The following is a 22,199-nucleotide window of genomic DNA, read 5'->3' as shown; positions in this document are numbered from 1 at the left end:
AAAAGCACCAGGCTTTCAGTGCCGTTCCAGTACTTATCGAGCGAGAAGGAAAGGACATTCCTTCCATGTGCTCATGTCGCCGGCGCAGTCCAATAGCCAACACAGATACAGCCTCAAGACGACACGCATCTGGCGTTCACCAAGGAAGCACATGACCACGATGACCGGCTCCAATGGCAGCGACACCACCAGCAGCGGCGAAGGCGACGACACCGTCAGCGGCGGAAGAACATGAATGATGACTCCCAAGTCGAACCCTCCGAATTGGCGAAACGCCGGATCGCCTACTCCGCGAAAGTCACAGAGCTTCAATACAAGCAGGCAAAGCGGATCTGCGACGAGATCAACGGGGTTCCGATCGGCAAGGACGACCCTATGGTGCTGGCCGTCCTCAAGGCGATCTCGACCAACTACGCCGCTCTGGCTCATGCGGCCGGAGTTGAGAACTTGCTCAATCCGGAGGCCGCGGAATTCGACATCCAGACCCCCAGATTCACGGCCCGCAGCAGGCCTGGCCAAATTCGTTGATCCAGGCATCTTCGACGCAGAGGCCGACAGCTCTGGAACGTCCATTGAGCTACAGGGCCGCTGGTCGGCGTCCGACAGGCGCCAGCCAGGGCAGCTGCATATCGTCACGCTCTCCATCGAAGGAGCGATGCGAGCAAGCGCCAGTCTCGATCAGAAAACGCATCGAAGGAGCTAACGGCTATGCCCCTGTTCTATTTGCTGAGCCTGCAGCATGTCCCCCTGCCCAAGGTGGTGACCAGACCCGAGGACGTTCATCATGTGAGCGTCCTCAAAGCCACGGGTCTCATCGAAGCGGAGATTGCGCCGGCACTGGACTCGGCCGGCAAGTACAACGTCGCCCGAACAGCTGTCGTGTTGCGCATCACCGAAGACGGCAACGCGGAAATCAACAGGATGCTCAACGAACCACGGCGAATGGGCAGGACGTTGCAAATGGTCAGGAACCGGATGCGGAGTTCTTCGCCGAGCTGAACGCTCGCTGATGTAGCACTGCCGGCGCGAGCACGTCTTGCGGCTGTCCCCGGTGGCGCGTCCGAGGCCGACTACGCGCTCGGCCGGCGGGTCAACCCCGACGCATCGCTTTCGTTGTTCGAGGCCCTGGCTGCGAACGGCACCAGGCCCACGGTCGTGTATGCGAGCAGCATCGCGGTGTACGGCACCGACCTGCCGAACCTTGTCACACCAACGACGCCGCTGCGACCGCCGCTCACCTACGGCGCACACAAGCGGGTGTGCGAGATCCTGCTGGCGGACTTCACGCGCCGCGGCCTTCTGGACGGCCGATCGGTCCGGCTCCCCGGCATCGTCGCCCGCGAAAGGAGCGGTGCGGGGCTCACCTCCGCGTTCATGAGCGACATCCTGCACGCGCTCAAGGCCGCCGAAGCCTTCGTCTGCCCCGTCGTCCCGAAGCCGCTGCGTGGTGGATGTCGGCCCGGCGCTGCGCCGAGAACATCGCCCATGCGGCAGTCATGGATGCCTCGCGCGCCGACCCGGGGCGCGCTTGGCCGCTGCCCGTGCTGCGCCTCTCGATCGGGGACATCATCGATGCGTGCTCGACACGCTACGGCGAATCCCGTCGCGGGTTGGTGTCATTCCAGCCTCGACCCGACGTGGAGGCGGTGTTCGGGCGCTATCCGCGCCTCGACGATGCATCGGCCCGTGCGCTCGGACTGCGTGACGACGGCTCGGCAGACGAACTGGTGCGCCGGGCACTCGGTGAAATCTGATCTGAAGCCCCGCTTCACGGCACCGCGACGCGCCACCGGCGTTCGACCGAACTTGCATGAGAAGCAAGTGCGACGCGTCGCAGCTTTCGCCCGCTCGGCGGCAAGCCGGGCCTGCGCGGCTTCCTGGGCCATGCAGAGGTTTTGCGCATCAAGCAGGAGTTGATCCAGCGCGCTGCCGAAGCAAGACTTGGCTTCCAATTTCGTTACGGTCTACCTCATGTCCCACCTCCTGTTTTTTCGAACACGCGCCGTTCGTCTGCTGTGTCTTGTCGGCGCATTCGCATGCGCCGGCGTCGCCTGCGCGCAATCGGCTGGCGCCAGCCGGCCCAATCCCGTCCCGGCGGATCTGAACTGGCCGACACGACCGCTGCGGCTGGTCGTCGGCTTCGGGGGCGGCTCCTCGCCGGATTTCGTGGCGCGCGTGCTGGCCGCTCCCATGGCGAAGGCGCTCGGCCAGCCGGTGATCGTCGAGAACCATCCTGGCGCGAGCGGCAACATCGCCGCGGACGTCGTCGCGAAGTCCACCGACAGGCACACGGTCGGCATCCTCATCAACGGCAACATGACGATCGCCAAGATACTCAATCCGGCGACCTCCTACGACCCGCAGAAGGACCTGATGCCGCTGAGCATCATCTGCACGGCACCGCTGGTGCTCGCCACGACCCCGGAGGTCTCGAAGGCGGCTCCGCGCGGCTTTCTCGAGGCGGCGCGCGTCGCCGGCAGCAACTGGAGCTATGGCACGCCCGGCATCGGCACGATCGGCCACCTCGGCATTGAGCTTCTCAAGGCCCGCACCGGCATCGGCGCCGTCCATGTGCCCTACCAGGGCAATCCGCAGGTCATCACCGGCCTGATCGGAGCGCAGCTGCAGCTGGCGCTCCTACCGCCTGGCCTCGCGCAGGAGCAGGTCAGGGCCGGAAAGCTGCGCGCGATCGGCGTGACCTCGTCGCGCCGATCCGAACTCGTCCCGGACTACCCGACCTTGGCGGAAGCAGGCCTGAAGGATTTCGAACTCGAAATCTGGACCGCCGCGGCGGCGCCCGCCAGCCTGCCCGCGCCCATCGCGCAGCGCCTGGCCCAGGTTCTTTCGGAGGTCATCCGCCTGCCCGAGGTGCGGCAGAAACTGTTCCAGCACGGCTACGAGGCGGCAGGCATTTCGGGCGAGGCACTGGTGCGCCGGGTGAAGGCGGACACGGCCGCGCTCAGCGGGATCATCGCGAGCCAGGGCATCAAGCTTGAATAAGGAGACCCCCATGAATTCAGAACAACGGCGCCCGGGCGCCAACGAGGGAACCGCTGTCGTGGTCCATCACGCAAGCTCGGCTCCCCCCAGGAGCGACGAAGACGCCCAGCGCATCCTGGCGTCGCTGCGAGACGAGCTCGACGGCCTGGACAGAACCCTGCTGGAGACCTTGAGACGCCGGCTTGACTGCTGCTGCCGGATCGGTCTGCACAAGCGGGACCATGCGATTCCGATGATGCAACCCCATCGCATCGGAGTGGTGCAGGCGCGTGCGGCGGCCTTTGCCGCCGCGCACGGCATGAACCCGGACTTCCTGCGTTCACTGTACGAGCTGATCATCGCGGAGACCTGCCGGCTGGAGGATGAGATCATCGGCGTGCCGTCGACGGCTGCATGAAGACGCACGGTGCGCGCACGGGCAAGCGCTCGCGCGAGGCCCGCCGGCGCACGCACGTGCGGGAATGTCGCAAGGGCGGCCGCCGAGGCCGAACCGTTGTCATCGGCCATGCTCCACTTCCAGGGCGAACACATGCTGATCTTTTCTACCTTGGGTTGCGAGGGCAGCAACCATCACTTCGTGCTCCAGCAGTACCTTGCCGCCCATGGCATCTCACAGGCCTGCCGCATCGCGCTGTTCGACGACTTCCACAGCGGCGCGCGTGCACTGATCGCCGGCGAGGCGGATTACCTGCTTCAATGCGCGGTGCATCCGGCGGCGGCCGAGATCACGGGCACCTATCGCACGGCCATGGTGGTGGTCGACGCCTTCATTTCTCCCAGTCAGCCGATGGCGCTCGTGCGGTCGACGGCAGGCGGGGAGGGCGCCGGCAAGGTGGGCGTGCAGCCTGCCACGCAGAGCTATGCCGATCTGTCCGCTTGGCCGACCATCGTCCACGAGCCCACGGTGCTCGCGGTCCAGGCCGGCTTGAGCGAAGGGCGCTACGGCGGGGGCATTGTCTTCTCGGAGTTCGCGAAGAAGCACGCCGATCGCTTCGAGCTGATCGAGCCCATCGGCACCGTCTGCGATGCATGGATCGTGTACGGGCGCCAAGCCGTGGACCAGGGCCGGACGGTGGTCTGGAAGAACAGCCCGATCGCAAGGCAATTTCTGAATCGTCTCGGGTTGGCGTCGAATCCTTGTAGTCGCTGAAGGGCGGGAGTGCCTGGGCCGGGACGCGGAGTGCGCGGTCTGATGCCGCTCCCTTTTTCTGGCTGCCGAGTAGCAGCGCCGCGTTCGCGAACCGGACCTCGCACGGCGACGCGAACCCCCGATCTGCGCCTCGGTCTACGTTTCGCTCGGAGCAGGTCGGGATGAATCGGTGTCCGGTGGCTCCTGCGCCAAGTCGCGCCACGACACCTGCTCGTTGTTCCTGGGCACGAAACCCACCTGCACCGAAGATGGTCGCGATCTTGTGCGAAATCCTGGCTGCCCACCTGCACCGGAGACTCGCTGCCGATGTAGCAAAAGGCGCTTCCCAGTTCGGTGAGGAAGCGGCCCAGGTTCATCAGCAAGCTGCGGTGCAGTTCGGCTTCGGTATGCGGTTCGGGCAGGGCCAGGAAATCCAGCAGGTAGGCGTCCTTGAACTGCTGCGCAGCCTGCGGCTGCATTTCTCTCAACGCCATTGAGACTTTGGGAGGCGCTGCAGCAGGGCGCGTTCGAAGAGACCGCTGTCGATCTGGCGCGCCCTCGCGAACCTGCCAGCCCTGCCGGGCTGCCATGCGCAGATAGAACTCGCGCTCCTCCTCGCGCTTGGCGCGGCTGAGGATGTGCAGGTGCGAGGACCAGGGAATTTCTCTCAACGGCGCTACGTTTCGAGCCTGGCGGGTAGGCTTGGAAGAATTGCCGACGGCGCGGTCTTAGGGGCAACGCCGGTCTGACCGGACGCAGGCAATTTCTGGCGCGTTCGACAGGCAAGTTGCTGGGTTGTGAGCCGTGCTGCTGCATTTTTTGCCATGATGTCTCGCCTCGACGAGACCGGCCAGTCAGCGTTATTACTCCATTCTTCAAAGAACTGAAATAAATGGAGTAAATTCGACAAAAGAATGGCTGGAGCGCCCCCCGAGGTCCTCTAACGTCTTGATTTCATGAGATTTGCACCAAAATTGGCAAAATCCTTCTCTGAGGTGCAAATGGATCTTGTTCGAACTTCGGATGCTGCCGCCAAGCAGATCCTGGACTCCACGCGGGTATACAGGGAGTACGCCCGCGTGCGGGGAGAATCGCGGGGGCTGAAGGGGAGTCTCTTCTGGAAGAAGGTCGGCTCCTACGAGTATCTTGCCCGGAAGGTGCGGGGGAAAGTGACGTACATCGGTCCTCGAACTGTCGAGACGGAGCGCCAGTTCGGGGAGTTCAAGCAGAAGAAGGCCCGGCTGCAGCAACGGGCTCGAACGCTCAAGGAAAGCGTCGAGTCGTGCGAGCGAATGAACAAGGCCGTCAGGGCCGGCGCCGTTCCCACCCCTGTGGTGGAGGTGCTTCGCCAGTTAGAAGCCGCAGGTCTCTCGGAAGGCAGCGTGGTGCTGGGTACATCGGCTCTCTTCGCGTATGGACAGCCCGCAGGTGTGCGACTCGAGGAGATGTCCTCACCCACCCTTGGCTGCGTCGTCGACGATGCAAAGTACCACTTGCAGGTGCTGCTTGATGCTCCGGAGAACACCATCACTGCCGCGCTGACGGAACTGCAGGAGGCAGTCGACGCGACTGTGGAAGTCGCTCCGGCAGGAGCGTCCGGCGAGCGAACTTACTTTCTTGTCGAGTTCAAGTTTGGCCGTCAGCGCGAGCCTTCGAAATGCCGGGCCGAGAATGCCTATTGGAGGACCTTGGCCACGGAGATGGCCGCGGAGGTCCAGCATGCGGGCAAATTCGAGCAGGTCGTCATCGGCAAGACCGGAAAGATGGCCACGATGCGTACGCTCGATCCGCAGTTCTTTGCAATGGTCAATCATGCGGTCATTGGAGTTCAGCCAGCGGCAACGCCAGATTCTCAAATGGCGCAACGTCAGGCTGCGCTGGTTGATTCGTTGATCGCCGACTGTCTGGTTGTTGTGTCCAAGCTACCTGCGGCCGAGTGTCGCCGCACGGTAGAGAGCATCGCGCAGCGCGTTTTCGCGCCTGGTTGATCGATGGCATACAGAGAGCGTGAGGCGAAGGCGGCCGCCCAAATCATCGAAGCACAACAGGTCTTTGCCGAGTACCAGCGTGCCGAGGAGGCGGTTCGCGCATTCGGGTTCGATTTCGTCTGGAAGGCCCGGACTGACGGTGAGCATCTTCACAAGGTTGCCGTCGACGGCGAGGTCCTGAAGGACTTCGGTTTGCGCAATGCCAAGCTAGAAAGCATCGTGCGTAGCTACGCTGAAAAGAAGGCGGCGGCGCTCAGGCGCATGACCACTGGGCTCAAGAACGCCAGCGCATGCAGAAGCGCAATGTTGCCCACCAAGTCGGCAGGCTGCTGGTGATGCCGGTCAAGGTGCTCGATGTGCTCTGGCGTCGCGGCATCATGGACTACTACACAGTGATCGGCACATATGCCATGTACGCCTATGAGGCCGCGGCGGGTGTTGTGTTTGACGAACCCACGATGGCGACCAACGATGTCGATCTCTTCTACACCGCCAATAAGCAGATGAAATGTCCCGGCTGAACTGCAGTCCATACTGACCAATCCAAAGTACTACGACCCGGCCGCCTTCGACGAGCACATCGAGGTTGGCGGCACGAGCACGGCGCAAATGGGTTTTGCCGGGTGTGCGTTGCCGGTTGTCCTGTCGCACAACACGCCCAACAATTCGGTCTACATGCTATGGGGTTCTGAGGGGCATCGCTTCCATGGACTCTTTCCTCGCGTAAGCCGCCACAAGGAGTTTTGAGTGGCCTATCGCGCAAATCCTTTCTTGGAGCGAATGTCGGAGCGCACCTCCGACCAGGAGTTTGTTCGTCTTTTTTCCCCGAAGATCTTCGAAAGACTTCATGAGGACGCCTTCAACGGTGCGGTGCATCTGTTCACCAGTCCGCCGGGAGGAGGGAAGACCACTCTGCTGCGTGCTTTCACGCCGGCGGCACTGCGAGCTTTCTGGAATGCCCGAGCCGGTCAAGACGAGTCGTACCAACGGTTGCTCGGGCGCCAGGTCATGCATGAAACAGAGGGGCCCCAGCTACTTGGCGTGCTGCTGTCCTGTGCTTCGGGTTACGCCGACCTCCCACCCGGCGCGTCCATGGCTCAAGCGGGACTGTTCCGTGCGCTTTTTGACTGCCGCGTGGTTCTTCGAACCCTGCGAAGTCTTGCTTCGCTAGTTGCTTACGCGTCGACCGATCAACTCACTGACGTGCGTCTAGAGTACGACGACTTGGCGCGTGATCTCAAATCGATTCCGACAGCAGATTCGGCCGTTGAGTTGGTTCGATGGGCGGAAGAGCGGGAACGAGCCGTGTATGCCAAGCTTGATTCGCTCGCTGGCGATGCTTCCGCCGATCTTCCGCTACACGTCCGGTTTGAAAGCGTGCTTTGGCTGCAATCGGTCAAATTCCTGCGCGGCGGAAAACTTGTGGCGCCGCGTCGATTGCTGATGATCGATGACCTCCAGAAGCTTCGGAAGAAGCAGCGCGAGCTGATGCTGGAGGAGCTTGTCGAACTTCGGCCTGCGATTCCGGTGTGGCTGGCCGAGCGCAGCATCGCCCTGGGAGATGCCTTGTTGTCTCAGGGTGCTCGCGAGGGGCGAGACCTTCGCCATTACCCTATCGAGGACATGTGGATTGGCAAGAGTGGCCAGCACCAGTTCGCGACCTTCGCCCAAAGCATCTTGGACCGCCGGTTGGACGTCCAGCGCGAGATCCCTGCAGGCGCATTCTCGCAATACCTTGAGGATCAGCTTACTCCTGAGGACCTCTCGGAGGTGTTCGGCAAGGCGGTCGCGCTCTTCGCTGCAGAGATGGAGCGCCATCGAGAGAACATTCGTTATGCAGACTGGTTGGCACATGCCGACGAAGGGCAGAAGACGATTGGTTTTGAGAGCCTGATGCAGCTATACGTCACGCGCATCCTGGTCGCCCGGTCCGAAGGCCGGCGACAACTCACGCTCGAACTCGCGCCGCTTCCCGCGGAGGATCTCGACGAACGCGACAGCAAGGTGCTAGGCGCCGCGGAGATACTTTGTCACGACGACCTGAAATTGCCCTATTACTACGGCATTGATCGGCTCTGCGCCTTGGCTACCACCAACGTCGAAGAGCTCCTGGCTGTCGCTGCGAGCCTGTATGAGGGCATGGTAGCCAAACAGGTTCTTCGGAAGCAGCCAGACCTTCGCTTGTCCCCAGCCGAGCAGGAACGTCGCATCAAAGAAACCGCCAAGCGCAAGCGCGACTTCATACCGAAGAGTCACACCGAAGGAACCAGAGCCCAGAGGCTCCTGGATGCCATCGGCCAGTACTGCCGGGAAAAGACATTCCAGATGTCTGCCTCCTATGCGCCGGGTGTGACTGGGATCCGTCTCAGCCGCTACGAACTGAGCAGGCTGCGACCGGAGCGGACGAAGACGTCGGAGCCACATGCGCTGCTTGCCCGCGTGCTCTGGGAGTGCGTTGCAGAGAATCTGTTGACAACACGCGGTAGCGCGGCCAGCGCGTCCCGGGAGGAGGGCACGGTGTTCTATCTGAACAGGTCGCTCTGTGCTTACCACGACCTTCCTCTCCAATACGGCGGTTGGCAAGACGTGTCTGCCGAGGCCTTGATCAGTTGGATGGACGGCCCCTCCGCGCCGACGAAACGCCGCTCGGCGGAGGTGCCGCGATGACGCTGTGGAATCGCTATGTGTTTCGGCGTGGAGCCGAAGTGCAGGACATGTGGGATCAAATGTTCCAACAGCGTCGACGTGCTAACAGCGGCGTGCGACTGTTGTACGTGGGAGGGCGCGGATTTGACCTGCGGGCGCAATCCGTGATGGATCGGTTCATCGGCAGCGTTATCTCGTCGGGTTGCTCCGTTGAAAAGGCGGAGTTGCTGCTGGTGGGATTTCGCGGCTACCAGTTGAGCGATGAGCTCGTCGACGTGACCGAGGCAAATGCGCTGGCTCTTGAGCGGCGGTTCGCCGTGATCGGGGCAACGCGGACGGTCATGATTGAATCAACGGCCGAGGGAGAAGACGACCTGAGCGCGAGCAATGCGCTCAGGCTCGGAACCGAAGAAGTGCTTCGTGCAGTCTCCGATCAGACAGACATCGTTCTCGACGTAAGTTCACTTCCTCGTATAGCGTATTTGTCGCTCATGCTCGCATTGCTGGATCGGCTAGTACCCAACCGCAATGCGCCAGTACCCTTAGCCGCGTCGAAGATCAATCTGCAGATCCTTGTCGGAGAGGATGCTGGCCTCGACAGCATGATCCAGTCCGAGGACCCTAGCAACGAGCTGGTCTTGATTCCTGGATTTGCAAGCGCATTGCAAACTGAAAGCACTCGCGATTGGCCGCTTGTCTGGTTTCCGGTACTCGGCGAGAACAGGGTGTCGCAACTGCAGAAGGTGATGTACGACCAGATTCCAGACTCTGCGGAAATCTGCCCGGTGCTTCCGCATCCGTCCCGTGATCCACGTCGAGGTGATCGGCTGCTGATCGAATACAAGGTGCCATTGTTTGACGTGAGCAAGACGCCCCTGACCAATGTCCTCTATGCCCACGAGAGCAACCCCTTCGAGGCGTATCGGCAACTGTTGGGCGCCATGAAACGGTATCAGAAAAGCTTGAGCGTTATCGGCGGATGCCGATTGGTGGTCACGCCGTTGGCGAGCAAGCTGATCACGCTGGGCGCAGCTCTGGCATGCTATGAAATGAAGCTTGACATCGTGAACGGCAACTATGGGGTCGCGATTCCTTATGCGGAGCCGAAGCGCTACAGCGTGTCGACTGCTGCATTGCGTGCTTCAACGCCGGACGTTTCGGCAATGGTCCTTACCGGCGAGGCCTATGCCTGATGCAGCGGCTGAGTCGGATTCATTTCGGCTACGCATACCTCGGCGAAATGAGCACTGGGCGCGCGGAAATTCGACCGCGTGGAGATCTGCGACTCGATGAGCAGCGATGGCATCGCGGCCCGGCGTCGTTGATGACCAACTCAAGCAGGTGCTCTTTTGACGGAAAGCGGGCCTCATCGGGCGCACACTGGCTCAAAGGCGCAATGACGGTAAACTACGTCGTCCCGACCCCTCAAAGCAAGCATCCATGCGGGTTTCCCGCCCTTGGAAACCATTGAGTGGGAAACCTGGTCTGCGGAGGCGATAGAACAAATGGCAGAGGACTGCTCGACTTGTTCTATTCGGGATCGCTGCCTACATGGTTTGTCGCGAGGCACGCGAATTTTTAATGCGGTAGTCGTCTTTCTAGGAGGACGATCTGAGCTGACCGGCTAATTCCAGGAGCGACTTGCGCTGCTTCGTGCTCAACTGGCCGAACCAGAGAATGAGCTTGGCTAATTCGTCGTCTACTGCGTAAAAGTAAGCGGCGGGTATTCCGAGCTCGTCTGCGAGTCGATGGGCAAACGCAATGTTCGGCTCGTGAATTCCGCTCTCATAGCGAGAGATGCGTGCGCTTGCAGTGCCCTCGTCCAACCCCGCTTTCACGCCGAGTTTGTCCTGCGGCAGGCCGGCTGCCAATCGCGCGAGCCGCAGACGGGCACCGAAGATTGAGCGAGGAGATCGGCTGGGAGACACTCTACGATAGTCGTAAGATCGACTTTTCTCGTCTCTACGTTTTTCGTAGAATTTGGACTTGCATATCCCGCGTCAAGGCAAGTCCCACATGGCCAATCGAGCAATTGCATCCCCGCTCCCCAGCACCCGGCGTTTGAGGTTGCCGGTCTCGGTGACGCGTGTCCGGCCGCGGCAACCCGCTCCTGTCGTACGCAGCCTGTCCGCGGCGCGCATCGGCACGCAGGTGAGGGCGCTTCGCATGGCGGCCGATGTGTCCGGAGGTGCGCTGGCGAAGATGTCGGGGATTTCTTCCTCGATGCTTTCGCGCATCGAGCGCGGGCTGGTCTCGCCTTCGGTGGAGACCTTGGAGCGTCTCGCGAATGGTTTGGGTGTGCCGGCGTCGCGTTTCTTTGGCGACCAGGCACGCCGGACGGATTTCTGCCATGTGCGCGCAGGGCAGGGCGTTGTCGTCGATCGCGTGGGTGCGGTTTCAGACTACCGCTACGAGCTGCTGGGGCATCTCCTGTCGGGCAACTTGTTCGTCGAGCCTTATTTGGTCTCGCTGCTGCCCGGCGCCGATCCGTACGTGACCTTCCAGCATCCGGGGTTGAAGTTCCTGTACTTCCTGTCCGGTGAGGTCAGCTACCGCTATGGCGCCAAGGTGGTCACGGTGAGGGCAGGGGACTCGCTGCTGTTCGAGGCCACGGCGCTGCATGGGATCGAGGCTATTCAAGGTGGGCCGGTGTCCTACCTCTCGGTGGTGTTCACGTTGCGCGAGTGAGGCGTGTGGGGACGGGTCTGCTCGGGCGCAACGGCTGATCGGGTGCGTTGATGCCCTTTCTTCCTTCGTTCCGTCCTTCTTTCCTGCTTTCCTTTCGAGCTGTACCGTGACGCACGGCGTCGGGTGAATCGGGACCGATCACCTAGCGCACAGGGTTGACGTCGCGGCAGGCGATCAGGCGGGGGTTGAGGTTGTTTACCTGTCGGAAACAGAGCTTTCGGCCGGCGACATCGCCACGCGCTTCGAGATGTCCAAGCCCTCGCTTTCCGAGCATCTGAAGATCCTGGAAAGTGCAGGCCTCGTGAAGGCCGAGAAGCGAGGGCAGTTCATCTTCTACAGCCTGCAGCGCGAAAGCCTGGCCAACACCTTGACCGGTTTCGTGCAGGCGATCTGCCCGGTGTCCAAGGCGCTGAAGAAGGAAAGCCGGGCGCTGGCCAGTCAGCGTTCACCCGGCGCGAAGGCCTGAGCGATCCGACCGTCCTGCGCGTGCGCCTGTGGTCCTCCGTCGGTCTCAGCAGGCTGCAGGCGGCTGATTTCTAATCAAAAAATGTCAAAACAGACGCTGGATACGATTTTTTCGCGCCGGTAATTGTTTCCATAGACTCGTGGCGCTCCAGTGCGGTGTGCATGCGGCCAATCACTTTGGCGCCGATGGGCTCCTGGTGATGCTTAGGAGGATCGGGATGATCACGTCTGCCCGAGTGGTCAGCAGGCCGCCGCCGGGGTCCGTTATTGGTGCATCCCCTGTTTCTGGCACTTTTCTCATGCCTTTTCAACGCCAAGTCGGTGCAGATTTACATATCGAGTTAGTGGACTGCCATCTGGCAGCGTAAGTGGCTCTGTCGACCAGGTTGGCACCATGCAATGCTCCAGACTGCTTATAACCAAGTGAGATGAGAGCATGATGAAGAGAGCCGCTGCAATCGCAACCTGTTGCGTGATCGGACTGACCGCGTTTACGGCGCAGGCCACGACCACGTTGAAAGTGGTCATGGGGGCCGATTTAAAGATCTTGGATCCCATCTGGGCCACCAACTACCTGACGAGAAACTATGGCTACATGGTATACGACACCTTGCTCGCCCAAGACGCCAATGGCAATCTAAAGCCCCAGATGCTTGAGAGTTACGTCGAGTCTCCGGACAAGCTGACTTACAACTTCACCTTGCGCTCTGGACTGCTGTGGCACGACGGCACTGTGGTCACAGCAGATGACTGCGTTGCATCCGTTAAGCGATGGGGAGCCAAAGATCCAATTGGCCAAAAGGTGATGTCATCCGTCGACACGATCAAGGTCGAAGGCGAGAAGACCTTTTCGATCAAGCTCAAGGAGCCGTCAAGCCTGCTGCTTCGTGCCCTGGGAAAGTCGTCGCCCACAGTCGCATTCATGATGCCGAAGCGGGTAGCGGAGACGAATTCAAACACGCAGATCAACGAGTTCATTGGTTCGGGTCCGTTCGTTTTCAAGAAGGACGAGTGGCGCCCCGGGGACAAGGCCGTCTTCGTCAAGTTCGACAAATACAAGCCTCGTTCCGAGCCAGCATCGGGACTGGCTGGAGGGAAAGTTGTCAAAGTCGACCGCGTGGAGTGGCTCGCGATTTCGGATTCTCAACAAGCGGTGAACGCCCTTGAGTCCGGCGAGATCGACTATATCGCTACACCTCCGCACGACCTGCTTCCATTGTTGAACAAAAACAAGGAAGTCAAAATTGTGAACTTAACGCCGCTGGGAAGTTACTTCGTTTTCAAACCGAACTGGCTGGCAAAACCCTTTGACAACGAAAAGGTGCGACGCGCGCTTTGGTACACATTCAACCAGCGTGACTTTCTCAGTGCGGCGATCGGCAACCCTCAGTACTACAAAATCTGCAAATCGCTGTATCCGTGCGACACGACGTTCACGTCCGACAAGGGGCTTGGTAACGGATTCATGGAATCCAATTTCGTCAAAGCCCGCGAACTTCTGAAAGAAGGTGGTTACGACGGTACGCCGATCGTGATCCTTCAGTCGACCGACCTGCCGAACCATACGAACCTTGCACCCGTTGCCAAGTCCCTCATGGAAAAGGCCGGCTTCAAAGTCTCAATCGAGACGATGGATTGGCAGACACTCATCGCCCGACGCACGAAGAAGGATGCTCCGAGTGCTGGCGGTTGGCACGGATTCTTTACGTCGTGGGCGTCCGCCGACGTCCAGGACCCGGTCTCTCAAATCTTTCTTTCCACCACGTGCGACAAAGCTCTGTATGGTTGGCCATGCGACGCACAAATGGAAACGCTGCGGGACAGGTTCTCTAAAGAGACGGACCCTGCCAAGCAAAAAGCCATCGCAGAAGAGATCCAGGTTCGCAACGTGCAGATCAACGCGATGATGAACGTGGGCCAGTATTACCAACCCACAGCCATTCGACAGAACATCAGCGGCCTGGTCAGCGCGGCAGCGCCAGTCTTCTGGGGTATCGAGAAGAAGTAGGCCTGCGCCCAATCGCCATGCTCACCTATCTTTTGCGCCGCATCGGCGCCACCATCCCCGTGATGCTGATCGTCGCGGCGGTGATCTTCTCCATCCTGCGGTTCATGCCGGGCAATCCAGCTGCGATCATCGCGGGCGACTCGGCGAACGCGGAGCAGATTGCGATGCTCCATAGCAAGCTCGGCTTGGACCAGCCGATCGTCATCCAGTTTGGAGGCTGGCTTTGGCGCGGTCTTCAAGGTGACCTTGGCGAGTCGTTCTTCTTCAAGAAGGATGTCACGACGCTCATCGGCGAGCGCCTGGAGCCCACTCTTACCCTTTCGGCATTGACGCTGGTCATTGCGGTGATGGTTGCGGTGCCGTTGGGTGTGCTGGCAGCCTACAAACGAGGGACGCTTCTCGACCGGTTCGTCATGAGTTTCTCTGTAATGGGGTTTTCGGTGCCCGTGTTTCTGGTCGGCTACATCCTCATCTACGTGTTCGCGCTCCAGCTGGGATGGCTGCCTGTGCAGGGTTACGCGCCGCTGAGCAGCGGTTTGGGGGCGTGGCTTGAGCGAATCGTCATGCCTGCCATCTCGCTGTCCTTGGTGTTCATCGCTCTGATTGTGCGCATCACTCGAACGAGCGTGATCGAGACACTTGAAGAGGACTACATCCGGACGGCCCGGGCCAAAGGCCAGACCGAGCTCAACATCCTGTTCCGTCATGCGTTGAAGAACGCCGCTGCACCGATCGTGACCGTGATCGGTTTGGGGTTCGCGGTTCTCATTGGAGGCGTCGTGGTGACCGAGAACGTGTTTTCTATCCCAGGCCTGGGACGGCTCACGGTGGACGCAGTGCTCGCCCGGGACTTTCCCACGGTGCAAGGCGTGATCCTCCTTTTCTCTTTCGTCTACGTGCTCATCAACCTGGGCATTGACCTGCTTTACACGGTCTTCGACCCGAGGATCAAATATTGAACTCGATTGCCATATCGTCGGACAAGGGGAATGACGTGACGACACCCCGCAAGACGTCCATGGCGTCCAGGCTTGGCCTGTTCGCGCAACCAACCATACTGATCGGGTCGGCGCTGCTGGTGTTGATCGTGCTTCTGGGGATTGGTGCGTCGCTGTTTGCGTCGGCAGATCCCGCAGCGATCAATCCCATGGTTCGGAACAAGCCTCCCGGTGCGACGATCACACTCGTGGAGCCCGTGAATGGACTGGACTCCTACACTGCGGTGCTGGGGACCGACAGCCTTGGTCGAGACATCTTCAGCCGCATCGCGCACGGAACCCGTGCATCGTTGACCGTGGGCGTGGCTGCTGCCGTGATCAGCACATGCATCGGGCTGTTCATTGGACTGCTTGCTGGCTACGTCCGCTGGCTTGACGGCATCGTGATGCGCGTGATGGACGGGCTCATGGCCATCCCTTCGGTGCTCTTTGCAATCGCACTGGTGTCCATGTTAAGAGCAGGCGTTGCAAGCGTCGTGCTAGCCATCGTGATTCCGGAGATCCCACGCGTGGTCCGATTGGTCCGCTCTTACGTGCTGTCTCTTCGCGAAGAGCCTTACGTCGAAGCCGCAATCACGGTCGGTACGCCGACCCCGCTGTTACTTGTCCGGCATATGTTGCCAAATCTGGTACCGCCGTTGATTGTGCAGTCCACGTTCATCTGCGCCTCCGCGATTCTCATTGAAGCCTACCTTTCCTTCCTCGGCATTGGGATCCCGCCAGAGATACCGACATGGGGCAACGTCATGGCCGAAGGTCGGAACGCGTTTCGGCTCCATCCAGCAGGCATCTTTGCCCCCGGCATCGTTCTGGCAATCACCATTCTTTCTCTCAACATCGTCGGGGACGCCTTGCGCGACAGCCTCGATCCTAAAATGGCCAAGCGATGAAAGCTGTGAACTCTGATGAAGTGGTGCTGGACATTCGAGGTCTGTGTGTGCAGTTGCCGATGGGCGGCGACAGGTCGCACGCGGTTGAGGACGTCTCCATCACAGTGCGTCGCGGCGAGCTGGTTTGCATCGTCGGCGAGTCGGGTTCCGGCAAGTCGGTCACCGCGTTCGCCACAATGGGGCTGCTCCAGAAGGGCGTTCTTCAAGTCGATATTGGGCAGATTTTTCTCAACGGCGAGGATCTCGTCGAAGCTTCCGAATCACGCCTTCGCGCACTGCGAGGACGAGCTATGGGGATGGTGTTCCAGGAGCCCATGACGGCGCTGAACCCCGTGATGACCGTGGGCGATCAGATCGATGAGGTGTTGCGCATACACACCAATGCGCCGGCTGGCGTTCGCAAGGTGCAGGTCTTGGACATCATGAAGGCGATGCACCTGCCGGATCCCGAGCGGCTGTATCACTCGTATCCGCATCAGCTGTCCGGTGGCCAACGTCAGCGGGTCGTGATCGCTGCTGCCATGGTGCTTGAACCGTCGCTGCTCATTGCGGACGAGCCCACCACGGCCCTGGACGTGACCACGCAGGCCCAAATACTGGTCTTGATCAAAGAACTGCAGGTGCGCTCTGGCATGGGCGTCCTGTTCATCACGCACGACTTTGGTGTGGTCGCAGACATCGCCGACCGCGTGATCGTGATGCAGCGTGGCTGTATCGTGGAGGAGGGAACAGTCGATGAGGTGCTACGCGCGCCCAAGCATCCCTATACGCGCTCATTGATTGAAGCCGTGCCCCGGTCCTCGCCGCCCGAGAGGCCACACGTTCGGCGTGCAGCCGTTTTGGCGGTACGCGGACTGCACATGCAGTACGGATCGAGATCTTGGTTCGGCCGCGGTCGCGTCGTGAAGGCTGCCAACGATGTGGGGTTTACTCTCAACCGCGGCGAAACCATTGGGATCGTGGGCGAGTCCGGTTCCGGTAAAAGCACGGTGGCCCGTTGCATCGCGCGTTTGCTGCGTCCCACGTCTGGCCAGGTGCAACTCGGCGAGACGGACATCGCCTCGTTGGACGAACGCCATCTGCGGCAGCATCGGCGCAAGATCCAGATTGTCTTTCAAGACCCGTATCGATCCCTGAACCCACGCCGAACGATCCAGGATTCGATCATCGAAGGCCCGGTGAACTTCGGCATGGAAAAAGGGGACGCCATTAGGAAAGCTGCGGAGCTGATGAGTCTTGTGCGTTTGCCGGTGGAGGCGCTCGCACGCTATCCGCACCAGTTCTCGGGCGGGCAACGGCAGCGTATCGCGATCGCGAGAGCGCTTGCCATGCAACCCGAAGTTCTGATCGCCGACGAGGCCGTCTCGGCACTTGACGTGTCCGTGCAGAAACAAGTGCTCGAGGTTCTTGAAGACGCTCAGAAGCGTTTCGATCTTGCCATCCTGTTCATCACGCACGACCTGCGTGTGGCTGCCCAGATTTGCGACCATGTTCTGGTGATGAAGAATGGTGCCGTGGTGGAGGCAGGGCGAACGTTTGATGTGTTTAATTCGCCCCGTGACGCTTACACCGAAAAGCTTCTGCAAGCTTCTCCCGGCCACAACTTCGAACTGGCGTCCGCTCAGGCTTTGTGATCGGTCTTCAGGTTCTGCAGCACGTCGGCCAATCGCCGGATGGGTTCATCGATGTCATCGGGGCGCAACGCTCCGTAGCCGAAGATTAGCCCGTTTTGCTTGTTGTCCGACAGGTAGTGAACCGAAAGGGGCACCACGTAGAGGCCGACGGCTTTGGCCGCGCGTGCCACCTCGATGTCCTCGTGCGGTATGGCTGATAGTTGGTACGTGCTGATCAAGAAAAGGCCTGCGTCTTCCTGTGCCGGTATCGTTAGCATCGGAAGGTGTCGGCGCATGGCCGCCTTAAGTGCCTCACGACGTTCAGCGTAGATTTTGCGCATCACCCTCACGTGACGATAAAACATGCCCGACTCGATGAACGTTGCGATCGCGCGCTGAGAGATCATTGTCGTCGGCCCGCTCATCGCGAGCTTGGTCCGCACAAAGATCTGGATGAGGTCTTTGGGAACGATGAGATAGCCGATGCGAACGGAAGGGAGCAGCGTCTTGGAGAACGTTCCGACATAGATGATGTTGGCATGCGGGTCCAGGCTCGCGAGCGCGGGTAGAGGGCGCCCTTGGTACCTGAACTCGCTGTCGTAGTCGTCCTCCAAGATCCAGCAGCTGTTCTGCTTGCACCAGTTCAAGATCTCCAGCCGACGTTCCAACGACGTAGTGCACCCCATCGGGTACTGGTGAGATGGTGCGATGCAAAGCAGGCGGGCAGACCGGTGCGTGCCGTTAACGAGCGACACCACTAGGCCTTGCTCATCGACTGGGAGGGGGATGAGCTTCACGCCGGCGGCGGTCAAGGCGGACTTCGTGCCGGCGTAACCCGGTTCCTCGACGATCGCAAGGTCGCCAGGGTTCAGTAGGACTTGGCCCGCCAGTTCCGTTCCCTCCCGGTTCCCGCTCACGATGATGATCTGGTCAGCCTCGGCCTTCACACCGCGTGCGCTGTTGACATATTCGGCGATCTGACTTCGCAGCGGCCAGTAGCCGCCAGCATCGTTGTTCATCGAACCGATGCCGGTGCGTTGCCATTCCTGGGCGACCAACTTGGCCCAGACGACGTACGGAAACTCGTCCACAGCAGGCAGTCCCGGGCTGAAGGCTGGCAGCCAGCTCACCCCGGCGCCTTGAAGTTGCATGAGATGCTCTGCACGTTCTGAAACGGCAAGCTTTGCAGCGCGATCAGAGTGCTCTTCGGATGGCCGCGCTGAAGTGATGAGCAATTCTTCCGGGAGCTTCTCGCTCACCGTGGTTCCCGATCCAATCTTGCTTACGAGGTAGCCTTCTGATTGCAGCTGCTCGAATGCGGCAGCGACGGTGTTGCGAGCGATGCCCAGTTCCTGGGCCATTACTCGCGATGAAGGCATGCGCTGGCCGATCGAAAGCTCTCCTGTCAGGATGAGTTCCCGCACGCGCAGGTACAGCTGCTGCTGAATGCTTTCACCCGTATCGCGCCGGAAAGACGCGGTGATGACGACACCGCCAGCGCCGCGCTTACGCTTTTGTCGTTCATGCATGAGTGGCCCTATCGAAAAGACCAATTATTCTATATAAACTGGGCCACTTTGCCGTTAACGATCGTGGAGAAATCGAGCGCGAGGAGGGGGCTGTAGAGGATGAACCGTCCGGCGCAAATTCGACTAAGTGGCCCTTTGTGGCGGCACTCGCTTACGGAAAACTAAGGGTTTTTCCAATGCGTCGTGCCATGAAGAACCAAACACCTACTCCACCGAACGAATTTCCCACCACCGAGCGCACCAAGATCCGTCGCCTTCGCGAGCGTGGCTCGCATGGTCGCGAAGATGTTTATCGCGTGCTCGACGCCGCGCCTATGTGCCATGTCGGCTACAGCATCGACGGCAATCCGTACGTTACGCCTACGACCCACTGGCGCAACGGCGACCGGATTTACTGGCATGGTTCGTCGGCCAGCCGATTCATTCGTCAGGCGCTGGGGAACCAAGTTTGCATCACGTGCAGCTTCATGGACGGTTTTGTGCTCTCGCGCTCGGCGTTCTTTCATTCGGCTCGTTTCCGTTCCGCCATGGTCTTCGGTAAAGCGCAGATTGTGGAAGGCGACGATGCCAAAAAGACTGCTCTGAAGGACTTCATTGAGAATTTGTTTCCGGGTCGATGGGATGCCCTGCGGCCCATGCAGCCGCAAGAGCTCAAGGCGACGACTATCCTGTACATGGACATCGAGGAAGCCACTGCCAAGACCCGCGAGGGCTACCCCAACGACCCCGACGACGTCAATCATCCTGTCTGGGCTGGCGCGCTCCCCATGTCGTACAAGACGGTGGGGGCCGAAGATGCGCCTGACCTGATTCCCGGCATCGAGGTGCCGGACTACGTGACCGAGTTGGTGAACACCGGGCTGCTGCGCACACCGTACACCCCTTTGGAAGATTGATGTCCGGCGCATCGCCTCAGCCGCGGGTCATCTTGGTTGGCGGTGGAAACATCGCCTCTGCGATTTTGGGTGGCCTGATCCAAGCGGGGTGGAGCCATGCGTGGCTTCATGTGATCGAACCCGATGCTGCGCAGGCCGCCCGCATCTCCGGTGCGTTCGATGTCCCGACGTCCGCTGACTTTTCGGGCGCGCCCAGCGGCCCCTGCGTAGTCATCTGGGCGGTGAAGCCGCAAGTGCTGAAGGACGCCATCAAGAGTAGCCGCAAGGCGTGCAAGTGTGCGTTTCACATCAGCGTTGCCGCAGGGATCAGCATCTCGAGCTTGAAGCGAATGCTTGGAACACCCGAAGTGGTGCGGGCGATGCCCAACATAGCGATGTCCTTCGGAAGGGGCGTGACTGGACTCCTGGCCGCAGAAGGATTGTCTGATTTCAATCGCCAGTGGGCGCACGAGATCTTTTCGGCGGTCGGCGAGGTGCTATGGGTGCAGTCCGATGCGGACATGGACGTTGTCACAGCAGTCAGTGGCAGCGGTCCGGCCTACATCTTCGCTTTCCTCGAGGCGTTTGAGAGTGCTGCGATCAGCTGCGGGATTCCGCTAGATCGCGCCCGCGATCTGGTTCTACAGGTTGCTGAAGGTGCGATGCTGCAAGCCCGCAACAGCGGCACGCCGTTCGGCGATCTCAGACAAAGCGTGACGTCGAAGAATGGCACTACCGAAGCAGCATTGAACGTGTTCGGGCAAAACAAGCTGTCCGAGACGTTTGCCTCCGCGGTCACCGCAGCCCGCGATCGAGCAGCGGAGTTGGCAGCGGAAATTTCCAACTGATCTTTCGCATCCTATGAACAGACTCAAGGTTTTCAGCGCCAGTTTCATGCACGAGACCCACAGCTTCAGCCCGGTTGCGGCTGACATGGCGAATTTCGAGCGCACGTCGTATCACTTGGACGCGGAGATTCCGCAGCACTTCCAGGGCACGCGAACCGAGCTCGGGGCCGCGCTTGACTTGGCCCAGCGATTCGACTGGGACTTGGTCTTGCCCGTTTCGGCAAGCACGACCCCGTCCGGTCCCGTGACGAAGCACGCATACGATCATGTCACCGGCCTTATTGTCAGCAAACTGGCGGCCAGCGGCCCCGTCGACGGGGTGCTGCTCTTGCTTCACGGGGCCATGGTGACCGAGGGCGTGGCGGACGCCGAAGGCGACTTGCTCCGGCGGGTCCGCGAAATCGTTGGCCCTGAGGTGCCGATCGCAGTCACCTTCGACATCCATGCGAACGTCGGGCCGGACACCGCGAAGTACGCGAACATCGCATCCACCTACCGCACGACTCCGCACATCGACATGTACGAGACTGCGGAGAGAGCCGGCGCGCTGCTCCAACGGGCGATGCTGGGCGAATGCAAGCCACAGCTTTGCTACGCCCAAGGCAAGATGTTCTACGCGCTTGACATGGGCCGGACCATTTCGGGGCGAGGCCCGATGGTGGACGTCTTGCGACTGGCCGACAAGGCGATGGCCGAGAACGACGATGTCTTGGAGATAAGCATCAACGCAGGGTTCGACTGGTCCGATAAGGAGTTCATCGGATCGTCTGTGCTTGTCACCCATGATCAAGCGCCCGAGGTTGCGCGGCGCGTTGCTGACGAGCTGATTCAGTTCGCCTGGAATACCCGAGCTGAAAAAACGATGCACCTGCTCCGGTGCGATGAGGCGATGCATATCGCCAGGGAGCCCGCGGACAAGCCGGGACCGTTGCTCATCGGCGATTTCACCGACTGTCCAGGCGGTGGTACGGCGGGCGACGGGACCGTGCTTCTCAAAGCGTTGCTTGAGGCCGATCTGCGCGATGTGGCTTTCGCATCGATTGCGGACCCAGCCGCGGTGCAAACGTGCTTCTCCGCTGGCGTCGGCGCCACGGTCCGCCTGTCTCTGGGCGGAAAGATCGACCCTCGATTTGGCGGCACACCGATCGACGTGCGGGGCACCGTGATCGCACTGTCTGGCGATGGGAAGGTGATTCGAAAGGGCACCTATGCCACCGGCAAAGAGAATTCCTACGGAAAGAGCTGCGTCGTGCAGGCAGGCGAAGTCAAGATCATCATCGCCACCGAGAGAGTGCAGATCGACGACAGGGAGCAGTTCCGCATTTTCGGCATCCAGCCCGAGACCACCAACATCCTGGCATGCAAGGCGGCGAACCACTTCCGCGCGGACTTCGAGCCGATGAGCCGCCGGCTGATCTATGTCGACAGCGGCGGCATCATGTCGCTCAACTTCGAGCAGTTTCCATTCCGACACGTCCGGCGACCGGTTTGGCCGCTCGATCAGCAACTGATCGCTTGATGC

22 protein-coding genes and 2 pseudogenes are annotated in these 22,199 nt (G+C 60.5%); 21 read left to right on the top strand and 3 right to left on the bottom strand.

Annotated elements, in window-relative coordinates; genetic code table 11:
* Positions 1-231 precede the first annotated feature (231 nt).
* From ACAM55_RS25445 to ACAM55_RS25415, 7 genes and pseudogenes are all read left to right on the top strand, one after another.
* Positions 232-528 (top strand): hypothetical protein, encoded by a 297-nt coding sequence (locus ACAM55_RS25445; RefSeq protein ID WP_369657046.1) that lies wholly within the window; start codon positions 232-234, stop codon positions 526-528.
* Positions 529-708: 180 nt separating this feature from the next.
* On the top strand, positions 709-999 hold the full coding sequence (locus tag ACAM55_RS25440) for a hypothetical protein (protein ID WP_369657045.1): 291 nt from the start codon (positions 709-711) through the stop codon (positions 997-999).
* A 114-nt stretch (positions 1,000-1,113) separates the two neighbouring features.
* A pseudogene (locus ACAM55_RS25435) lies at positions 1,114-1,350 on the top strand (NAD-dependent epimerase/dehydratase family protein); the annotation flags it as partial.
* A 146-nt stretch (positions 1,351-1,496) separates the two neighbouring features.
* On the top strand, positions 1,497-1,754 hold the full coding sequence (locus ACAM55_RS25430) for a hypothetical protein (protein ID WP_369657507.1): 258 nt from the start codon (positions 1,497-1,499) through the stop codon (positions 1,752-1,754).
* 187 nt (positions 1,755-1,941) lie between these two features.
* Complete coding sequence (locus ACAM55_RS25425; RefSeq protein WP_369657044.1) at positions 1,942-3,000, top strand: Bug family tripartite tricarboxylate transporter substrate binding protein; 1,059 nt, start codon at positions 1,942-1,944, stop codon at positions 2,998-3,000.
* Positions 3,001-3,010: 10 nt separating this feature from the next.
* Complete coding sequence (locus ACAM55_RS25420) at positions 3,011-3,397, top strand: chorismate mutase family protein (RefSeq protein ID WP_369657043.1); 387 nt, start codon at positions 3,011-3,013, stop codon at positions 3,395-3,397.
* 132 nt (positions 3,398-3,529) lie between these two features.
* The gene (locus ACAM55_RS25415) at positions 3,530-4,150 is read left to right on the top strand and encodes a hypothetical protein (RefSeq protein WP_369657506.1); all 621 of its coding nucleotides are present in this window, start codon (positions 3,530-3,532) and stop codon (positions 4,148-4,150) included.
* Between the two features lie 317 nt (positions 4,151-4,467).
* Here ACAM55_RS25415 and ACAM55_RS25410 read toward each other — a convergent pair.
* A pseudogene (locus tag ACAM55_RS25410) lies at positions 4,468-4,608 on the bottom strand (PDDEXK nuclease domain-containing protein); the annotation flags it as partial.
* A gap of 477 nt (positions 4,609-5,085) precedes the next feature.
* Here ACAM55_RS25410 and ACAM55_RS25405 point away from each other — a divergent pair.
* From ACAM55_RS25405 to ACAM55_RS25385, 5 genes are all read left to right on the top strand, one after another.
* On the top strand, positions 5,086-6,117 hold the full coding sequence (locus tag ACAM55_RS25405; protein WP_369657042.1) for a GSU2403 family nucleotidyltransferase fold protein: 1,032 nt from the start codon (positions 5,086-5,088) through the stop codon (positions 6,115-6,117).
* 3 nt (positions 6,118-6,120) lie between these two features.
* Positions 6,121-6,453 (top strand): hypothetical protein, encoded by a 333-nt coding sequence (locus tag ACAM55_RS25400; protein ID WP_369657041.1) that lies wholly within the window; start codon positions 6,121-6,123, stop codon positions 6,451-6,453.
* On the top strand, positions 6,408-6,638 hold the full coding sequence (locus ACAM55_RS25395) for a GSU2403 family nucleotidyltransferase fold protein (RefSeq protein WP_369657040.1): 231 nt from the start codon (positions 6,408-6,410) through the stop codon (positions 6,636-6,638). Before ACAM55_RS25400 ends, ACAM55_RS25395 begins: the two co-directional genes overlap by 46 nt.
* 226 nt (positions 6,639-6,864) lie before the next feature.
* Complete coding sequence (locus ACAM55_RS25390) at positions 6,865-8,784, top strand: hypothetical protein (RefSeq protein ID WP_369657039.1); 1,920 nt, start codon at positions 6,865-6,867, stop codon at positions 8,782-8,784.
* Positions 8,781-9,956, top strand: coding sequence for a hypothetical protein (locus ACAM55_RS25385; RefSeq protein ID WP_369657038.1), 1,176 nt, complete (start codon positions 8,781-8,783; stop codon positions 9,954-9,956). Before ACAM55_RS25390 ends, ACAM55_RS25385 begins: the two co-directional genes overlap by 4 nt.
* Before the next feature lie 405 nt (positions 9,957-10,361).
* On the opposite strand, the gene ACAM55_RS25380 is transcribed toward ACAM55_RS25385, so the two are convergent.
* A complete protein-coding gene (locus ACAM55_RS25380) occupies positions 10,362-10,601 on the bottom strand; it encodes a helix-turn-helix domain-containing protein (RefSeq protein WP_369657471.1) in 240 nt (79 codons plus the stop codon).
* 328 nt (positions 10,602-10,929) lie between these two features.
* Here ACAM55_RS25380 and ACAM55_RS25375 point away from each other — a divergent pair, with 328 nt between their 5' ends.
* The 6 genes from ACAM55_RS25375 to ACAM55_RS25350 all read left to right on the top strand — a co-directional run bounded on the left by ACAM55_RS25375 (position 10,930) and on the right by ACAM55_RS25350 (position 17,446).
* Positions 10,930-11,451: a helix-turn-helix domain-containing protein gene (locus tag ACAM55_RS25375; protein ID WP_369657470.1), complete on the top strand. Its 522-nt coding sequence runs from the start codon at positions 10,930-10,932 to the stop codon at positions 11,449-11,451.
* A 247-nt stretch (positions 11,452-11,698) separates the two neighbouring features.
* Positions 11,699-11,917, top strand: a complete 219-nt coding sequence (locus ACAM55_RS25370) for an ArsR family transcriptional regulator (RefSeq protein ID WP_369657037.1) — start codon at positions 11,699-11,701, stop codon at positions 11,915-11,917.
* Between the two features lie 435 nt (positions 11,918-12,352).
* A complete protein-coding gene (locus ACAM55_RS25365) occupies positions 12,353-13,924 on the top strand; it encodes an ABC transporter substrate-binding protein (RefSeq protein WP_369657036.1) in 1,572 nt (523 codons plus the stop codon).
* A 17-nt stretch (positions 13,925-13,941) separates the two neighbouring features.
* Entirely contained in the window at positions 13,942-14,883 is a 942-nt protein-coding gene (locus ACAM55_RS25360; protein ID WP_369657035.1) for an ABC transporter permease, read from the top strand.
* 59 nt (positions 14,884-14,942) lie between these two features.
* Complete coding sequence (locus tag ACAM55_RS25355) at positions 14,943-15,812, top strand: ABC transporter permease (RefSeq protein ID WP_369657469.1); 870 nt, start codon at positions 14,943-14,945, stop codon at positions 15,810-15,812.
* The gene (locus ACAM55_RS25350) at positions 15,809-17,446 is read left to right on the top strand and encodes a dipeptide ABC transporter ATP-binding protein (RefSeq protein WP_369657034.1); all 1,638 of its coding nucleotides are present in this window, start codon (positions 15,809-15,811) and stop codon (positions 17,444-17,446) included. Before ACAM55_RS25355 ends, ACAM55_RS25350 begins: the two co-directional genes overlap by 4 nt.
* On the opposite strand, the gene ACAM55_RS25345 is transcribed toward ACAM55_RS25350, so the two are convergent.
* Positions 17,434-18,954, bottom strand: coding sequence for a PLP-dependent aminotransferase family protein (locus ACAM55_RS25345; RefSeq protein WP_369657033.1), 1,521 nt, complete (start codon positions 18,952-18,954; stop codon positions 17,434-17,436). The two genes, ACAM55_RS25350 and ACAM55_RS25345, sit on opposite strands and share 13 nt — an antisense overlap.
* A gap of 188 nt (positions 18,955-19,142) precedes the next feature.
* On the opposite strand from ACAM55_RS25345, the gene ACAM55_RS25340 reads away from it, so the two are divergent.
* The 3 genes from ACAM55_RS25340 to ACAM55_RS25330 are packed head-to-tail and all read left to right on the top strand — an operon-like array spanning position 19,143 to position 22,196.
* Complete coding sequence (locus ACAM55_RS25340) at positions 19,143-19,850, top strand: pyridoxamine 5'-phosphate oxidase family protein (protein ID WP_369657032.1); 708 nt, start codon at positions 19,143-19,145, stop codon at positions 19,848-19,850.
* On the top strand, positions 19,850-20,677 hold the full coding sequence (gene proC, locus ACAM55_RS25335) for a pyrroline-5-carboxylate reductase (RefSeq protein WP_369657031.1): 828 nt from the start codon (positions 19,850-19,852) through the stop codon (positions 20,675-20,677). The genes ACAM55_RS25340 and proC overlap by 1 nt, the downstream gene beginning before the upstream one ends.
* A 13-nt stretch (positions 20,678-20,690) precedes the next feature.
* On the top strand, positions 20,691-22,196 hold the full coding sequence (locus ACAM55_RS25330; protein ID WP_369657030.1) for a M81 family metallopeptidase: 1,506 nt from the start codon (positions 20,691-20,693) through the stop codon (positions 22,194-22,196).
* Positions 22,197-22,199 lie beyond the last annotated feature (3 nt).

Origin of the sequence: Variovorax sp. V213, from assembly GCF_041154455.1 — a bacterium.
In the GTDB taxonomy this organism is placed as follows: Bacteria; Pseudomonadota; Gammaproteobacteria; order Burkholderiales; family Burkholderiaceae_C; genus Variovorax.
The sequence above is the reverse complement of the archived record's forward strand: the minus strand, read 5'-3'. Positions and strand labels throughout refer to the sequence as shown.

Excerpts from the sequence above, each read along its gene's own strand:
- ACAM55_RS25355 (WP_369657469.1), top strand. The coding sequence starts at position 14,943 with ATGGCGTCCAGGCTTGGCCTGTTCGCGCAACCAACCATACTGATCGGG.
- ACAM55_RS25375 (WP_369657470.1), top strand. The coding sequence starts at position 10,930 with ATGGCGGCCGATGTGTCCGGAGGTGCGCTGGCGAAGATGTCGGGGATT.
- ACAM55_RS25430 (WP_369657507.1), top strand. The coding sequence starts at position 1,497 with ATGGATGCCTCGCGCGCCGACCCGGGGCGCGCTTGGCCGCTGCCCGTG.
- ACAM55_RS25330 (WP_369657030.1), top strand. The coding sequence starts at position 20,691 with ATGAACAGACTCAAGGTTTTCAGCGCCAGTTTCATGCACGAGACCCAC.
- ACAM55_RS25365 (WP_369657036.1), top strand. The coding sequence starts at position 12,353 with ATGATGAAGAGAGCCGCTGCAATCGCAACCTGTTGCGTGATCGGACTG.
- ACAM55_RS25345 (WP_369657033.1), bottom strand. The coding sequence starts at position 18,954 with ATGCATGAACGACAAAAGCGTAAGCGCGGCGCTGGCGGTGTCGTCATC.
- ACAM55_RS25370 (WP_369657037.1), top strand. The coding sequence starts at position 11,699 with ATGTCCAAGCCCTCGCTTTCCGAGCATCTGAAGATCCTGGAAAGTGCA.
- ACAM55_RS25350 (WP_369657034.1), top strand. The coding sequence starts at position 15,809 with ATGAAAGCTGTGAACTCTGATGAAGTGGTGCTGGACATTCGAGGTCTG.
- ACAM55_RS25420 (WP_369657043.1), top strand. The coding sequence starts at position 3,011 with ATGAATTCAGAACAACGGCGCCCGGGCGCCAACGAGGGAACCGCTGTC.
- ACAM55_RS25360 (WP_369657035.1), top strand. The coding sequence starts at position 13,942 with ATGCTCACCTATCTTTTGCGCCGCATCGGCGCCACCATCCCCGTGATG.
- ACAM55_RS25395 (WP_369657040.1), top strand. The coding sequence starts at position 6,408 with ATGCAGAAGCGCAATGTTGCCCACCAAGTCGGCAGGCTGCTGGTGATG.
- proC (WP_369657031.1), top strand. The coding sequence starts at position 19,850 with ATGTCCGGCGCATCGCCTCAGCCGCGGGTCATCTTGGTTGGCGGTGGA.
- ACAM55_RS25400 (WP_369657041.1), top strand. The coding sequence starts at position 6,121 with ATGGCATACAGAGAGCGTGAGGCGAAGGCGGCCGCCCAAATCATCGAA.
- ACAM55_RS25385 (WP_369657038.1), top strand. The coding sequence starts at position 8,781 with ATGACGCTGTGGAATCGCTATGTGTTTCGGCGTGGAGCCGAAGTGCAG.
- ACAM55_RS25445 (WP_369657046.1), top strand. The coding sequence starts at position 232 with ATGAATGATGACTCCCAAGTCGAACCCTCCGAATTGGCGAAACGCCGG.
- ACAM55_RS25440 (WP_369657045.1), top strand. The coding sequence starts at position 709 with ATGCCCCTGTTCTATTTGCTGAGCCTGCAGCATGTCCCCCTGCCCAAG.
- ACAM55_RS25405 (WP_369657042.1), top strand. The coding sequence starts at position 5,086 with ATGAGATTTGCACCAAAATTGGCAAAATCCTTCTCTGAGGTGCAAATG.
- ACAM55_RS25415 (WP_369657506.1), top strand. The coding sequence starts at position 3,530 with ATGCTGATCTTTTCTACCTTGGGTTGCGAGGGCAGCAACCATCACTTC.
- ACAM55_RS25340 (WP_369657032.1), top strand. The coding sequence starts at position 19,143 with ATGAAGAACCAAACACCTACTCCACCGAACGAATTTCCCACCACCGAG.